General features: G+C 74.5%; 11 protein-coding genes. 6 read left to right on the top strand and 5 right to left on the bottom strand.

The window, feature by feature from the left end; translation table 11 throughout:
• The first annotated feature begins 32 nt into the window (after positions 1 to 32).
• The 4 genes from GPA10_RS20070 to GPA10_RS20055 all read left to right on the top strand — a co-directional run bounded on the left by GPA10_RS20070 (position 33) and on the right by GPA10_RS20055 (position 5310).
• Positions 33 to 1439 carry a M20/M25/M40 family metallo-hydrolase gene (locus tag GPA10_RS20070; RefSeq protein WP_246259451.1) on the top strand — a complete coding sequence of 469 codons (1407 nt, stop codon included), beginning with the start codon at positions 33 to 35 and terminating at the stop codon, positions 1437 to 1439.
• Positions 1436 to 2977, top strand: coding sequence for a YfcC family protein (locus GPA10_RS20065; protein WP_157166672.1), 1542 nt, complete (start codon positions 1436 to 1438; stop codon positions 2975 to 2977). Before GPA10_RS20070 ends, GPA10_RS20065 begins: the two co-directional genes overlap by 4 nt.
• Before the next feature lie 35 nt (positions 2978 to 3012).
• Positions 3013 to 3972: a prolyl aminopeptidase gene (gene pip, locus GPA10_RS20060; RefSeq protein ID WP_157166671.1), complete on the top strand. Its 960-nt coding sequence runs from the start codon at positions 3013 to 3015 to the stop codon at positions 3970 to 3972.
• A 297-nt stretch (positions 3973 to 4269) separates the two neighbouring features.
• The gene (locus tag GPA10_RS20055) at positions 4270 to 5310 is read left to right on the top strand and encodes a glycoside hydrolase family 6 protein (RefSeq protein WP_343041125.1); all 1041 of its coding nucleotides are present in this window, start codon (positions 4270 to 4272) and stop codon (positions 5308 to 5310) included.
• 53 nt (positions 5311 to 5363) lie between these two features.
• On the opposite strand, the gene GPA10_RS20050 is transcribed toward GPA10_RS20055, so the two are convergent.
• The 5 genes from GPA10_RS20050 to GPA10_RS20030 all read right to left on the bottom strand — a co-directional run bounded on the left by GPA10_RS20050 (position 5364) and on the right by GPA10_RS20030 (position 9863).
• A complete protein-coding gene (locus tag GPA10_RS20050) occupies positions 5364 to 5849 on the bottom strand; it encodes a GNAT family N-acetyltransferase (protein ID WP_343041124.1) in 486 nt (161 codons plus the stop codon).
• Positions 5846 to 6328: a RidA family protein gene (locus GPA10_RS20045; RefSeq protein ID WP_058851631.1), complete on the bottom strand. Its 483-nt coding sequence runs from the start codon at positions 6326 to 6328 to the stop codon at positions 5846 to 5848. The genes GPA10_RS20050 and GPA10_RS20045 overlap by 4 nt, the downstream gene beginning before the upstream one ends.
• Before the next feature lie 65 nt (positions 6329 to 6393).
• Positions 6394 to 7419, bottom strand: a complete 1026-nt coding sequence (locus GPA10_RS20040) for a TolB-like translocation protein (RefSeq protein ID WP_058851630.1) — start codon at positions 7417 to 7419, stop codon at positions 6394 to 6396.
• The gene (locus GPA10_RS20035; protein ID WP_246259449.1) at positions 7416 to 8885 is read right to left on the bottom strand and encodes an MFS transporter; all 1470 of its coding nucleotides are present in this window, start codon (positions 8883 to 8885) and stop codon (positions 7416 to 7418) included. The genes GPA10_RS20040 and GPA10_RS20035 overlap by 4 nt, the downstream gene beginning before the upstream one ends.
• A 21-nt stretch (positions 8886 to 8906) precedes the next feature.
• A complete protein-coding gene (locus tag GPA10_RS20030; protein ID WP_157166670.1) occupies positions 8907 to 9863 on the bottom strand; it encodes a metallophosphoesterase family protein in 957 nt (318 codons plus the stop codon).
• Positions 9864 to 10669: 806 nt separating this feature from the next.
• Here GPA10_RS20030 and GPA10_RS42565 point away from each other — a divergent pair.
• A complete protein-coding gene (locus tag GPA10_RS42565) occupies positions 10670 to 13714 on the top strand; it encodes a DEAD/DEAH box helicase (protein ID WP_246259482.1) in 3045 nt (1014 codons plus the stop codon).
• The gene (locus GPA10_RS43395; RefSeq protein WP_343041122.1) at positions 13711 to 15141 is read left to right on the top strand and encodes an SWIM zinc finger family protein; all 1431 of its coding nucleotides are present in this window, start codon (positions 13711 to 13713) and stop codon (positions 15139 to 15141) included. The genes GPA10_RS42565 and GPA10_RS43395 overlap by 4 nt, the downstream gene beginning before the upstream one ends.
• Positions 15142 to 15146: the final 5 nt, after the last annotated feature.

The raw sequence follows: 15146 nt of genomic DNA, 5'->3' as shown, positions 1-15146 counted from the left end.
GACGCAAATCTCCGCACGCAGAGGTGCTGCCCATGACGCCCAAGCTGCCCATGACGCCCAAGACCCCCGAACAGCTCGCCTCCACGGTCGACGGACTGATGGACGGACTGCGCGCCGACCTCGTACGCCTCGCCGCGATCCCCTCGGTCGCCTTCCCCGGGTTCCCGTCCGGGCCGGTCGAGGAGGCGCACGACCTGGTCGCGGAGCTGCTGCGCGACGCCGGTGTCACCGGTGTCGAACGCCTGGACCTGCCGGACACCGCCCCCGCCGTCTACGGCGAGATCCCGCCGCCGCACCCGGGGGCGCCCACCGTGCTTCTCTACGGGCACTACGACGTCCAGCCGCCCGGCGACGAGGCACTGTGGCTCTCGCCGCCCTTCGAGCCGACGCCCGTCGACGGGGAGGAGGAAGCCCTGCGGGCCCGCGGCATCGCCGACGACAAGGCCAACGTCATCGCCCACCTCGGCATGCTGCGCGCGTACGGCGGCCGCCCGCCCGTCGGCATCAAGATCGTCATCGAGGGACAGGAGGAGTACGGCAGCGCCTTCGACACGTATCCGCCGTCCGACCCGGCCCGCTTCGCCTGCGACGCCATGGTCGTCGCGGACCTCGGCAACCTCCGCCCCGGCACCCCCACCCTCACCACCGGACTGCGCGGCGCCGCCGAAGTCGTCGTCGAGGTCCGCACCCTGGACGAGCCGCGGCACAGCGGCGAGTTCGGGGGTGCCGCGCCCGACGCGCTGCTCGTCCTGCTCAAGGCCCTCGCCACCCTGCACGACGTGCACGGCGACGTGGCCGTCGAGGGGCTGCGCCGCGAGGAGTGGAGCGGGACCTCGTACACGGAGGAGGAGTTCCGCGCCCTCGCGGGGGTGCGCGCGGGAACGCCGCTGATGGGCAGCGGCAGCCTCGGCGAGCGGCTGTGGAGCGGGCCCGCGGTCACCGTCGTCGGCCTGGACGCGCCGGGCGTCGCGCACGCCGCGTCCGCCGTGGTGCCGTACGCCCGCGCCAAACTGAACCTGCGCTTCCACCCCCGCCAGGACCCCGGCGAGGCACAGGCGCTGCTGGTCGAGCACCTGCGCTCGCTGCGGCCCTTCGGCGTCCCGCTGACCGTCACCCCCGGCGACACGGGGCCCGGCTTCGAGGCGGCGACCGGCGGGCCCGCCCACCGCGCCGCCCGCGCCGCCCTCGCCGAGGCCTGGGGCGAGCAGCCCTCGTACGTGGCGACCGGCGGTTCGATCCCGCTCGTCAACGGGCTCGCGCAGGCGGCACCCGGCGCGGAAGTGCTGCTCTTCGGCGCGCAGGACAGCATGTGCAACCTGCACGCCCCCAACGAGCGGGTGCTCCTGTCGGAGCTGCGGGGCACGGTGGTCGCACTCGGTGCCTTCGTCCGCGAGTACGCGGCCGACTTCGCCGCCGGCGGCGACGGGACCCGCGCATGAGCACCACGACGACCGGACCCGGACCGGGGGAGCCGGACGCTCCGGCTCCACGGAGCAGGTTCACCTTCCCCAGCGCCCTCACCGTCCTCGCGATCGTCACCGTCGCCGTGTGGCTGCTCGCCTTCCTGGTGCCGCCGGGCGCCTACGACCGCGACGACAAGGGCGCGCCCGTCGAGGGCAGTTACCACCGCGTCCCCGACGACCGGTCCTTCGTCGACCGCCTCAACGACCTCTTCCTCGCGCCGGTCAACGGCCTGTACGGGGTGCAGGACACCGAGTCGGGGCAGGTCGGCCCGGATCTGGCCGGTGATCTTTACGGCAGCGCGGGCGTGTTCCTCTTCGTCCTCGCCATCGGCGCGTTCATCACCGTCGTGTTCGCCACCGGCGCCCTCGACCGCGGCATCGGCCGGCTCGCGCACCGGCTCCGGGAGCGCGGCGCGATGCTCATCGCGGGCGTCATGGTCGTCTTCTCCGTCCTCGGCACCGTGGAGGGCTTCGCGGAGGAGACCCTCGGCTTCTACGGGCTGATCGTGCCGCTGATGCTCGCGCTCGGCTACGACCGGATGACCGCCGTCGGCGCGATCATCCTCGGCGCGGGCATCGGCGTGCTGTGCTCGACCGTCAACCCCTTCGCCACCGGTGTCGCCTCCTCGGCCGCCGGGATCTCGCTCGGCGACGGCATCGTGCTGCGGTTCGCGATGTGGCTGGTGCTCACGGCCGTCACCGTCGCCTACGTCATCCGGTACGCGACCCGCGTGCGCAAGAACCCCGAGCGCTCCCTGAGCGGCTTCCTGCCGGGCGACCGGGACGGAGCCGTGGCCGAGGCGGCCGAGGGCGAGGTGCCCCGACTCACCGGGCTGCACAAGGCGATCCTCGTCCTCGTCGCCCTGATCTTCGCCTTCATGATCTTCTCGGTGGTGCCCTGGGCGGGCGCGCTGACGGGCGACGCGAACGCCACCCCGTACGGGTTCGAGCTCGGCTGGTCCTTCCCGCAGCTCGCCGCCCTGTTCAGTTGCGCGGCGGTGCTCGTGGGCGTGGTGGCGCGGATGGGCGAGCAGCGGCTCAGCTCCACGATCACCCAGGGCGCCGCGGACTTCATCTCGCCCGCCCTGGTCATCGTCCTCGCCCGCGGCGTCACGGTGATCATGAACAACTCGCGGATCACGGACACGGTGCTGCATTCGATCGAGGGCGTCGTGAAGGGCACGTCCTCCGGGGTGTTCGCGGTGATCGTGTTCCTGGTGAACCTGCCCCTCGCCTTCCTCATCCCGTCCACGTCCGGGCACGCCACCCTCGCCATGCCGATCCTCGCGCCGCTCGCCGACTTCGCGGACGTCTCCCGCTCCGTGGTCGTCACCGCGTGGGCCGCGGCCAGCGGCTGGATGAACCTGTGGGTGCCGACGACCGCCGTGACCATCGGCGGGGTCGCGCTCGCGAAGGTCGGCTACGACAAGTACCTGCGCTTCGTCTGGCCGCTGCTGGTCGTCCTCGCCGTGCTGATCTGCGCGTTCGTGGCGGTGGGCGCGGCCCTGACCTGAACCCCGGTGGCGCCCCGGCGAGTTACCGTGCCCGGATGAGTCCTTACCCGGAGATCGAACCGTACGACCACGGCATGCTCGACGTCGGCGACGGCAACCGCGTGTACTGGGAGGTCTGCGGCAACCCCCTCGGCAAGCCCGCCGTGGTCCTGCACGGCGGGCCCGGGTCCGGCTGCACCCCCGGACACCGGCGCTACTTCGACCCCGACGCGTACCGGATCGTGCTGCTCGACCAGCGCGGCAGCGGCCGCTCCACGCCGCACGCGTCCGACCCCGGCACCGACATGGGTGTGAACACCACCCGGCACCTCCTCGCCGACCTCGAACTGCTGCGGCGGCACCTGCGGGTGGAGCGGTGGCTGGTGTGGGGGGCGTCCTGGGGGTCGGTCCTCGGACTCCGGTACGCGCAGACCCACCCCGACCGGGTCTCCGAACTCGTCCTCACCGGGCTCGCCACCGGGAGCCAGGCCGAGGTCGACCTGCTCACACGGGGGCTCGGGCGGATCTTCCCCGAGGCCTGGGCGGCGTTCCGGGACGGGGTGCCCGTGGCGGCCCGCGACGGCGACCTGGCCTCCGCCTATCTGCGGCTCCTCGAATCCCCGGACGCCGAGGTGCGCTTCCGGGCCGCGCGGGCCTGGACCGACTGGGAGACCGCCGTCGCCATGGCGGCGCCCCGGTCCGTCGCGCGGTACGAGGACGCCGAGTTCCGCGCCGGGTTCGCGCGGACCGTCACGCACTACTTCGCCCACGGGCACTGGCTCGGGGACGACGAGGTGGTGCTCCGCGACGCGGGCGCCCTGAGCGGCATTCCCGGGGTGGTCGTGCAGGGGAGTCTCGACTTCGGGAATCTGCTCGGGGTGCCTTGGCGGTTGCTGCGGGAGTGGGGGGACGGGGAGTTGGTGCTCGTGGGGGAGGCGGGGCACGACGCCGGGGCTGCGGGGGTGGTGGGGGCGTTGGTGGCGGCCACGGATGGGTTCCGGGGCCGGCGGGGGTAGGTGCGGTGGCCGGCCTCGCGGGGGCGCCCCAGGCCCGCCCCTTTCCCGTAACCAGGGGCGCTGCGCCCCCTGGACCCCAGCTCTTATCGGCGCTGCGCGCCTCGTCCTCAAACGCCGGACGGGCTGAAATGCGGCGTCTGGCCCGAGGCGGGTGGAAAGGGTGGGTGGGTGGGGAAGAAAGCCTGCTCGGCGATTGAGAGCAGGGCCGAACGGGTGAAAGGTGCGGGCACTGGAGCGAGTGGGTGGGGTGGGCGGGGGAGCCTAGAGCTTTCGGTGCCCAGAGAGCGGAGTTGCCCGGTGATCGTGTCGACCGCCCCCCGCCGCAGGCGGGCACACTGGCTGCGCGCAGCCCTCGCCACCGCCACCCTGGCCACCGCCCTCACCGGCACAGCGGGCGCGGCGGGCCCAGGAGGAACGGCGCGCACGGCGGGCGCAGCGGGCGCCCCGCCAGTACAGGCCGCCGGGGAGTTCTGGGTGAACCCCGACACTCCCGCCGCACGCCAGGCCGCGACCTGGCGCGAGAGCGGCCGCACCTCCGACGCCCTGTTCGTGGAACGCATCGCGCGCCGCGCCCAGGCGGAGTGGCTGCACAAGGAGAACCCCGGGGACCTGGTGCGCGCCCGTGTGGACGAGGCCGCCGCCGCGGGCCGCACCCCCGTCCTCGTCGCCTACTTCGTCCCGCACCGCGACTGCGGCGACTACTCGGCGGGCGGGGCCCGCGACGCCGACCGGTACCGCGCGTGGATCGACGCGTTCGCGACAGGCCTCGGCACCCGTCCCGCGTACGTGATCGTCGAACCCGACGCCGTCGCCCAGCAGATCGCGGGCTGCCAGGCCGCCGACGCCTCGGAGCGGTACGGTCTGCTCGCCCACGCCGTGGCCCGCCTCAAGCAGCAGCCGGGCGCCAAGGTGTACCTGGACGCGGGCAACGCGAGCTGGATCCCGGACGAAGGCCGCCTCGTCGAACCGCTGCGCCTTGCGGGCATCGCCCGCGCCGACGGCTTCGCCCTGAACGTCTCCAACTACCGCACCACCGCGGAGAGCACGGAGTACGGCCACCGCCTCGCCCGCGCCCTGGGCGGCGGCAAGCACTTCGTCGTCGACACCAGCCGCAACGGCAACGGCGCCTACACCGGCGGCGACAAGCCCTGGTGCAACCCGCCGGGACGCGCCCTCGGCACGCCGCCCACCACCCGCACCGGCGACCCCGCGGTCGACGCCTACCTGTGGGTCAAGCGGCCGGGCGAGTCGGACGGCACCTGCCGCGGCGGCCCCGCCGCGGGAACGTGGTGGCCCGAGTACGCGCTCGGCCTGGCCCACCGCGCCCGGAACACCTGACAGGACCACTGAGGGGAGGGCCGGCACCGCACCCGCGACAGCCACGGGGCTCCTCAGGGACGCCACACATAGCGGACGTCCGGCTCGCGCTCCTCGTTCGCGCCGTCCGTCCGCTCGGCGGCCGTGAAGCCGTGCCGTTCGTAGAAGCGGTGTGCGGGCGTGTTGACCTGGAAGGTCCACAGGGACAGGCCGCCGGGGCTGCGCTCCTTGGCGAGCGCCACGAAGCGGTCCCCGACGCCCCGGCCCCGCCACCGCGGATCCAGGTAGAGCTGGCTCAGCTCCGCGCCCTCCAGCACCATCATGCCCACGACCGCGCCCGCGGCCTCGGCCACCCAGGTGCCGCCGCGCCCCACCACCACGTACCGGAAGAAGTCCCGTACCTCGTCGTCGGTGTGGGCCCGGCGGACCGTGGGCAGGGCCGCGTCGTACGAGCGCAGATACACGTCGGCCACGGCCCCCGCGTCCGCCTCGGCCGCGGGGCGCAGCGTGACCGAGGCGGACGCGGGGGCCGTCGTGGCGGGGCGGGCCGGGCCGCTCACGCCCCGGCCCCCTCGGGCACGACGGCCGTCGCGGTGATCTCCACGAGCTGGCCCGGGTAGCCGAGCACCGTCACCCCGAGGAGCGTCGAGGTGTGCGGTTCGACGGTCAACAGCTCGGAGGCGCGCACCACTTGCCACACCTCGGCGAGCACCCCGGGCTCGGTCCCGACCACGTACACGGTGCTCGCCACGACCTGCGTCAAGTCGCTGCCCACGGCGCGCAGGGCCGCATCGAGGTTCGCGACGACCTGCTGTGCCTGCCGGACCGGATCGCCCTCGCCGACGAGCGCCCCGTCGGCGTCGAGCGGGACGGAGCCGGCCATGAACGCGAGCCGCGTACCGGCTTCGACGACGGCCGCGTGGGCGTAGCCCGGGGGCGGGAAGAGGGCGGGGACGACGGTCCGGCGGACCGCGGGCGTCGAGGCGGCCGGGGGAGCCGCAGCGGGCGCGGGCGTATGGGGAGGAGGCGTATGAGACATGGGGGCATCGTGCGGGGCGGGCGGGGGTGCGCGCATCCGGATTTTTTTCGGCGTGCCGCCGCGGGTCAGCGGACCGCCGAGGGCGAACTCGCCCCGCGGACGCGCAGTTCGGGCTTGCCGGTGCCGTCGGCCCGTACCGTCCACACGTTCTGCTTGCGGGTGCTCCCTCCCTCCCGCTCCGGCAGCGCGTACGCCAGCGTCCCGTCGTCCAGCCAGGCCGCCTGGTCGTCGACGCTGCGGCGCTCGGCGAGCGGGTGCTCGCGCATCGTCCGCAGGTCGAGGACGTACAGCCGCCACGGGTTCTTCGTACCGCCGCGGACACGCTTCTTGAAGGCGAGGCGGGTGTTGTCGGGGGACAGGGACGGGCATTCGACGTTCTCGCGCAGGGCCCGCGCCTTCCACTTGCGCAGGTCGCCCTGGACGAGGTGGGTGCGGCCCTTGGTGGAGACGGTGGCGTAGAAGCGGTTGTCGTCGCGGGCGAAGGTCACGCCCCAGTAGTTCACGTCGGGGGAGTGGTGGCGGCGGCCGTCGAGGGTGAGGGGGATCTCCTCCATGTTCTTGATCAGGTAGCCGGTGCGGGTGTCCAGGATCGACGTACGGGTGGAGAAGGACGAGTCGCCGCCCGCGTAACTGTCGCCGGTGGTGAACATCGTCCACGACAGCATCCGCCCGGACGCCGAGACCCGCGCCCGGTTGGGGATGCCGGTGAGCGCGACGCGCCGCTTCTCGCGCAGCCGCCCGTCGAGGACGACGGCGTACGACTTCGGCGGGATGCCGGAGCGGCGCAGCAGGCACAGGGCGGTGCCCCCGGCGGCGTAGAAGCGCTCGCAGGACGGACCGTCGGGGGTCCTCGCGGTGCGCGGCCCGGAGCCCGGCAGGGGGACGCGGGCCACGCGGCCCGCGCCCTCGTGCGTGGAACGGAAGTAGAGGTGGCCGGGGTCGAGGGCGAACTCCGAGTGCGACGCGACCGGTTCGGCCCGCTGCACGGCGCGCACCGTGTACGTGACGGCCACGGCGGCGAGCAGCGCGGCGGCGGCCACGACGGCGACGACACGCGTACGGGTGGAGGCCTCGGGCGGGGTGAGGGTCATGCGGTGCCTTCCGAGGGTGGGGGCGCGAGCGGGCGCTCCGGCGGGCCTTCCGCCGGGTGGCCGGTCGGGTGCTCCGTACGGTTCTCTGGAGGGTTCTCTGTACGGGACTCCGTCGGGCGCAGCAGCAGGGCCGCGCCCGCGAGGGCGGCGACGAGCGCGAGGGCCGCGCAGGTCAGGGCCGCTCCGATGCCCCACAGGGTCCACGCGGCGCCGAAGCCCGCCGCGGCGAGGAGCCTGCTGAGCGCCTGGCCGGTCTGGAGCACCGCCATGCCGCTCGCCCGCCGCCCCTCCGGCAGGCAGGGCGTCGCGAGCGCCATCAGGACGCCGTCGGTCGCCGCGTAGAAGACGCCGAGCGCGAGCAGCACCCCGACGAGGAGCGGTCGGCCGTCGGTGGGCAGGAGCAGCAGCGCGTAGGCGGCCAGCAGCGCGACGTGCCCCGCGAGGAAGGGGCCCCGGCGGCCGAGCCGGTCGGCGAGGCGCCCCACCGGCACGGCGAGCGCGAGATAGACCGCCGCGGTGCCGAGGGGCAGCAGCGGGAACCAGCTCTCGGCGAAGTCCAGACGCCGCTGGAGCAGCAGATACAGGAAGGCGTCGCCGATGGTCGCGGCGCCGAGGAGCGCGGCGGCGGCGCAGACACGGCGGAAGGCGGGGACGCGGAGGAGGGCGAGGGCGGGGGCCCTGCGCGGACGCGCCGCCGCCGGGGCCCGCGCCACGTCGTGCTTCGCCGCGAGCGCCTGTGCCGCGTCCCGCCCCGGTACGAACACCACCAGGAGCAGCACCCCGAACAGGCCGAAGCAGAAGCTGACGACGAACACCGCGTCGTACGCGTCCGCGGTCATCCACAGCAGCGCGAACGCGGCGAGCGGGCCGAGCAGCGCGCCCGTGGTGTCCATCGCCCGGTGCACGCCGAAGGCCCGGCCGAGGCCGTCCGGCGGGCTGCTCAGCGAGATCAGCGCGTCCCGGGGCGCGGTCCGCACGCCCTTGCCGAGGCGGTCCGCCGCGATGGCGGCCCCGATCCCGGCCGTGGCGCCGCCCGCGAGCAGCAGCCCGAGCCGGGACAGGGCGGACAGCAGATACCCCGAGCCCGCGACGAGCTTGTGCCGCCCGCCGCGGTCGGCCGCGTATCCGCCGAGGAGCCGTACGAACGCGGTGGCGCCGTTGTAGAGGCCGTCGAGGAAGCCGAAGGCCAGCGGGGACAGGCCGAGGCCGAGGACGAAGTAGAGGGGGAGGACGGCGGCGACCATCTCCGAGGAGATGTCGGTGACGAGGCTGACCGCGCCGAGGGCCAGGACGGGGCCGGTGACGCGCCCGCGCCCCGTCCCCGCCCCTGTCCCTGGCCCCGCTCCCGGCCCCGCGCCTGTCCCGGCTTCGGCTTCGGCTTTCACCAGGGACGTGGATGTGGATGTGGACTTGGACTTGGACCCGGTCCTGGCCGTGGCCACCGCGTCCGTGGTCGACAGATACATCTGTGCGGGTCCCGGGCCGGATCAGCGGCAGCTGTAGGACGGGCTGCTGTCCTTCGTCGACCCGTCCGTGCCGATGAGTTTCCAGGAGTAGCCGTTGTCGGTGAAGTCGAGCTTCACCACGCCGAAGGTGTTGGTGATCCGCTTCTGGCTGTTCCGCTGCACTTCCTCGATCTTGTACGGGTTCGCGCCGCCCGTGCCGGCGAGCAGCTCGACCATGCCGTCGGAGTCGGCCTTGCCGTTCGCGTCCTGCGGGGCGAACCGCTCGTAGTGGTGGTCGTGGCCGCCGAGGACGAGTTCGGCACCGGCCTCGTCGAGGATCTTCCAGACCGGCTTGCCGACCGGGTTGTTGCCGTGCTCGCCGGAGGAGTACAGCGGGTGGTGCCAGTACGCGGCCACGCACTTCTTGTCGTTGGCGGCGAGGTCCTTCTTCAGCCAGTTGATCTGTGAGCTGTTGAAGCTGTTGGAGTCCAGGGCGATGAAGTGCCAGCTTCCCTGGTCGAAGCTGTAGTAGCTCTTGCCGTCGGGGTACGCGACGGATCCGAAGTACGACTTGTAGCCCTTGAGCGGGCCCGCCGGGTCGTACGTCTCGTGGTTGCCCGGCACCGGACGGGTCTTGTTCTTGAAGGCGCCCCACGTCGTTGCGTAGTACTTCTGGAAGTCCTTCAGACGGGCGTCGTCGTACTGGTTGTCGCCCATCGTCATCACGAACTTCGGGTCGATCTGCTGCACGAGCGCGGCGGTCTTCGGGTGGGCGCAGCCGCTGTCGCTCTTGGTGCACTGTTCAGCGATGTCACCGACGGCCACAGCGGTGAACGCCGCCCTGGTCGAGGGGGAGGCGTCCGCCTTGTCGGCGGGCGACCACAGAAGCACCCCGCCGACGAGCGCGAGCGCCCCGGCAGCGGCGGTCGGGACGGCCCAACGTGCCTGGTGGGTGCGGGAGTTGGAGGGATTTTCGCCAGTACGGGGGGTGCGCGACATGTCCGCCTCCTGGGCGTGATGGGGGGTGGGTGAGGGCTGTCTCAGGCATGGTGGCGAGAGGGCATGTGCGCGTCAAGGTTATGGACGGATAACTGTTAGGAAACTTTCCTTTCAAGTGTCCGGGGTGTGGTCCGACGGCTCTGTCAGTGGGCTCGCCTAAGGTTGCGGGGAGTGGGGCGAAGGGTGGATGCGGAGCGGGTTCGCAGCGGGTTCGGAACGAGTGCGGAGCGGATGAGGTGGTGGCGATGGCGGCGGCCGATGTCGACTGCGTCGCCGAGCGTGTCGAGCGCGTTGCGCGCGCCGAGCGCGTTGAGCTTGCCGCGCTCGTCCGTCCTTGCGCCGCCGTGTTCCTTCCGGCGCACGTGCCCCGGGACGGCCGGATCGCGTGGTGGCGTCCGGACGGCGGGGAGCTGCCGGGGCTGCCGGGGCCGGACGAGGGCTCCTGGACGCGGGGTGAGATCACTGTCGTGCGTCGGCACGGCGCGGGTGTACGACGCCATGCCGTCCCCGCGCTGCTCACGCCGGTGACCGAGGCGGTCGGGGTGTTGTTGGGTGGGCCTGGTGGGCCTAGTGGTTTCAGTGGGTCTGGTGGTCCTGGTGGTCCTGGTGGTCCTGGTGGTCCTGGTGGTCCCGGTGCGACCGGTGGGTTTGGTGCGTCCGGCGGGCCTGGTGGGTCACGCACGCTCGGCGCGCCAGGCAGGGCTGGTGTGTCAGGTTCGCCCGGTGTGTCAGGCAGGGCTGGTGTGTCAGGTTCGCCCGGTGTGTCAGGCGGGACCGGCGGGTCCGGTGCCGCGCGCCCCCGGGCCTTGCACCCCGCCGTAGCGTGCTGGCACGCGGCGGCCCTGCACGCCCTGCACCTGGCCGCCCGCGGCAAGATCCTCCCCGGGCTCACCGGTGCGGACGTGGACGCGTGGCGGGCGGGCCCGCTGGACGCCGACGACATCGCGCAGCTGCGGGCCATCGCCGCCGCGATGCCCGCCGACGCGCATGCCGTACCGCTGCCCGGCAGCCGCCCGCCGTTGCGGCTCCCCGAGCCGTACGCCCTGGTCAGGGCGTTCGTCGACGCGGTAGTCGACACGCTGCCGCGCACACCCGCGGCGGCGTACGCCGTCGGCGCGCCCTTCGCCGCGCGCGAGCCGCAGCCGCTGCTCGCCGCGCGGGAGTGGGCGGCGGAGGTGGCGGCCGGGCAGGACGTCGGGGTGCGGGTGTCCCTGCGGGTGGATCTGCGGGCGCACGACCTCTTCGACGCGGAGGACGCCGGGGCGGAGGGGGAAACCGGAGCCACCGGGGACGCCGCGGCCTCAGCTGACGCCAGAGCCTCAGCGGCCACTGGGGCCTCCGGGGATACCCCGGCCTCCGGGGGCGTCACGGCGTATGGGGGCGCCGAGGCCTCCGGGGGTGCTGTGGCCTCCGGAGGTGCCGCGGCTGCCGAGGGTGCTGTGGCCTCCGGGGGCGTTGTGGCTTATGGGGATGTCGCGGCTCGCGGGAACACCGCGGCCTCGGGGGCCACCGCGGCCTCAGGGAACACCCCGGCCTCGGGGAACACCCCGGCCTCCAGGATCACCCCGGCCTCCAGGATCACCCCGCCCGCCGGGGACGCTGCGGCTCATGGGGACGTCACGGCCCGCGGGAACACCGCGGCTTACGGCGGTGCCGCGGCCGCCGGAACCGCGGGTGCCCCCGGCGCGGCCGCCGGAATCGCGGGTGCCCCCGGCGCAGCCGCCGCCGTGCTCCAGGTGCACAGCCTCGCCGACCCCACCCTGGTCGTCGACGCCGCGCAACTCTGGTCCGGGGCCGAGCACTTCGGGCCGCGGGCCAAGGCCCACACCCTGCTCGCGGTGCGTCGCGCGGCGCGGGTCTGGCCGCCGGTCGGGCGGCTCCTCGACCGCCCGCGCCCAGACGTGCTCCCGCTGGCCGAGCAGGAGCTGTACGACCTCCTCGGCGCCGCGGCGAGCAGGCTCGGGGCGGCCGGGGTCGACGTCCACTGGCCGCGCGAGCTGGCACGGGACCTCACCGCCACGGCAGTGGTGCGCCCCGCGCCGGGCACCGCGGCGGACAACTTCGACTTCTTCAAGGCGGACCAGCTCCTGGAGTTCCGCTGGGAGCTGGCGCTCGGCGCCGAGGGCGAGGGCGGCGCCGCTCCGCTCACCGAGGCCGAGATGGACGCCCTGGCCGAGGCGCACCGCCCCATCGTGCGCCTGCGGGACCAGTGGGTCCTGGTCGACCCCGCCCTCGTACGCAAGGCACGCAAGCGCGACCTCGGCCTGCTCGACCCGGTGGACGCCCTGACGGTCGCGCTCACCGGCACCGCGGAGGTGGACGGCGAACGCGTCGCCGCCGTGCCCGCCGGCGCCCTGGCCGGGCTGCGCGAACGCCTCGTCGCGGAGCCGCGTCCGGTGCCGCAGCCGCCCGCGCTCAGGGCCACCCTGCGCGACTACCAACTGCGCGGCCTCGCCTGGCTGGACCGCATGACCGCGCTCGGCCTCGGCGGCTGCCTCGCCGACGACATGGGGCTCGGCAAGACCGTCACCCTGATCGCCCTGCACCTGCACCGGGCGCGCCCCGAACCGACCCTCGTCGTGTGCCCGACGTCGCTGCTCGGCAACTGGCAGCGGGAGATCGAACGGTTCGCGCCGGACGTCCCGGTCCGCCGCTACCACGGCCCCGGCCGGAGCCTGGACGACATCCCCGCGGGCGCCGTCGTCCTCACCACGTACGGCACGATGCGCACCAGCGCGGCCGAACTGGCCGCCCGCGACTGGGACCTGGTGGTCGCGGACGAGGCGCAGCACGTGAAGAACCCGTACGCGGCGACGGCACGAGCCCTGCGCACCCTGCCCGCGGCGGCCCGGGTCGCGCTCACCGGCACGCCCGTGGAGAACAACCTCTCCGAGCTGTGGGCGCTGCTCGACTGGACGACGCCGGGGCTGCTCGGGCCGCTGAAGGCGTTCCGGGCGCGGCACGCGCGGCTGGCGGAGACGGGCGGGACCGCCGAGAGCGACGAGGCGGTGGCGCGCCTGTCCCGCATCGTCCGCCCCTTCCTGCTGCGCCGCCGCAAGTCCGATCCTGGCATCGCGCCCGAACTGCCCCCGAAGACGGAGACCGACCACCCGGTCCCGCTCAGCCGTGAACAGGCGGCGCTCTACCAGGCGGTGGTGCGCGAGACGCTCGCCCGCATCGAGACGGCGGACGGCATCGCGCGCCGCGGCCTGGTGATGAAGCTCCTGATGTCGCTGAAGCAGATCTGCAACCACCCGGCGCAGTACCTCAAGGAGGGCGCCGCCGCCCGCTCGGGCGCGGTCCGCCCCCGCTCCGGCTCCCGCTCGGGAAAGCTGGACCTCCTCGACGAGCTCCTGGACACGATCCTGGCCGAGGACGGCGCGGTGCTCGTCTTCACGCAGTACGTGGAGATGGCGCGACTCCTCGAAGCCCACCTGGCCGCGCGCGGCGTCCCCACGCAGCTGCTGCACGGCGGTACGCCGGTGGCCGCGCGCGAGACGATGGTGGACCGCTTCCAGGCGGGCGGGATACCGGTCTTCCTCCTCTCCCTCAAAGCGGCGGGCACGGGCCTGAACCTGACCCGGGCGGGCCACGTCGTCCACTACGACCGCTGGTGGAACCCCGCGGTCGAGGACCAGGCGACCGACCGGGCGTACCGCATCGGCCAGACCCAGCCCGTCCAGGTCCACCGCCTCATCACCGAGGGCACGGTGGAGGACCGCATCGCCGAACTCCTCGCCGCCAAGCAGGCCCTCGCGGACGCGGTGCTCGGCGACGCGGGCGAGACGGCCCTGACGGAACTCTCGGACGCGGAACTCGCGGACCTGGTGACGCTGAGGCGGGCACGGTGAACGCCGCAGGGCGGGGCGCCGGTGGCGGCCGTGGCGCGGACGGCGGTGTCGGCGGTGGGCGTGGTGGTGGCCGTCGTCCGGGCGCTGCCGCAGGGCGACGGGACGCGCGCGGCAGCGTCGGAGGGGGGCGGGCGCGCGTCTTCCCGGCGTTCGCCGCGCGCACCGACCCCGGGGCGCCCTTCGCGTCGACCTGGTGGGGCGACGCGTGGATCGCCGCCCTGGAGGAGTCCGCGCTGGACCCGGCACGCCTGGCCCGCGGTCGGGCGTACGCGCGTGCGGGGCACGTCGACACCATCACCGTCGAACCGGGGCGCATCGTCGCCTACGTCCACGGCAGCCGCCCCCGCCCCTACCGCGCCGAACTCCGCATGCGCACCCTCACCCCCGAGGACTGGGACCGCTTCCTCGACGCGGCCGCGGCGGACCCCGGGCACCTAGTGTCCCTGCTCGCCAGGGACATGCCGCACGCCCTGGCGGCCACCGCCGACCGGGCCGGTGCCCGGCTCCTCCCCGGCCGCGGCGACCTGATCTCCTCCTGCACCTGCCCCGACCGCGGCCACCCCTGCAAACACGCGGCGGCCCTCACGTACCAGACGGCCCGCATCCTGGACGCCGACCCCTTCGCCCTGCTCCTCCTGCGGGGCGGCGAGGAGCGGCACCTCCTTGACGAGCTGTCCCACCGCAACGCCCGCGCGGCGACCGAGGAGACCCCGGCCGGTCAGGGCCGTCAGGGCGGCCAGGGCGGTCCCGGCGGCCCCGGCAGCTCCACCGCCGAACCCCCGCCCCTCCCCGGCGTCCTCGCCCGCGAGGCCCTGGCGTCCGACCACCGACCGCCGCTCCCGCCCCCGCTGCCACCCCCCGCCCGCCCCGGCGAGGCCCCCCTCCTGCCCTCCGCCCCCGGCGCCCCGGACCTCGCGGCCCTGGAGTTCCTCGCCGCGGACACGGCCGCCCGCGCCCACGCCCACCTGACGCGGGGCGCACCGCCCTTCGCGGACCCCGACCCCTGGAAGGACGCGATCCGGCTCGCCGCGTCGCACCCCGGCCTCTCGGGCCGGCACACCTTCGGTCGCCGGTTCGCCGAGCTGGCACGGTCGGTGGGCCGCACCCCCACCGACCTCTCCCGCGCGGCGGCGGCCTGGCGCCAGAGCGACGAGGAGGGCCTCGCGGTCCTGGAAACCGCGTGGGACCCGCCCGCGGGACCGTTCGACCGCGCCCGGGGAGCCCTGGCGACGGCAGGCCTGCCCCGCATGACGATCGACCGAAACCGCCTCACGGACCCCACCGGCACCCGCCAGCTCCGCTACGGACGCGACGGCCACTGGTACCCGTACCGGGGCGAACCCGCCGCCGACGGCACCGACTGGTGGCCGGAGGGCCCACCGGACACGGATCCGGTGGGAGCCTTCACGGTCCTCCTCGCCACCTGAGACGG

The sequence above is a fragment of the Streptomyces typhae genome, assembly GCF_009755605.1.
GTDB lineage: Bacteria > Actinomycetota > Actinomycetes > Streptomycetales > Streptomycetaceae > Streptomyces > Streptomyces typhae.
Note: the sequence above shows the minus strand (reverse complement) of the source record. Positions and strands in the feature narration are given on the sequence as shown.

What these genes read in the sequence shown, in the direction of transcription:
- GPA10_RS20070 (WP_246259451.1), top strand. Translation starts at nt 33, where the DNA reads ATGACGCCCAAGCTGCCCATGACGCCCAAGACCCCCGAACAGCTCGCC.
- GPA10_RS20065 (WP_157166672.1), top strand. Translation starts at nt 1,436, where the DNA reads ATGAGCACCACGACGACCGGACCCGGACCGGGGGAGCCGGACGCTCCG.
- pip (WP_157166671.1), top strand. Translation starts at nt 3,013, where the DNA reads ATGAGTCCTTACCCGGAGATCGAACCGTACGACCACGGCATGCTCGAC.
- GPA10_RS20045 (WP_058851631.1), bottom strand. Translation starts at nt 6,328, where the DNA reads ATGTCTCATACGCCTCCTCCCCATACGCCCGCGCCCGCTGCGGCTCCC.
- GPA10_RS20040 (WP_058851630.1), bottom strand. Translation starts at nt 7,419, where the DNA reads ATGACCCTCACCCCGCCCGAGGCCTCCACCCGTACGCGTGTCGTCGCC.
- GPA10_RS20035 (WP_246259449.1), bottom strand. Translation starts at nt 8,885, where the DNA reads ATGTATCTGTCGACCACGGACGCGGTGGCCACGGCCAGGACCGGGTCC.
- GPA10_RS20030 (WP_157166670.1), bottom strand. Translation starts at nt 9,863, where the DNA reads ATGTCGCGCACCCCCCGTACTGGCGAAAATCCCTCCAACTCCCGCACC.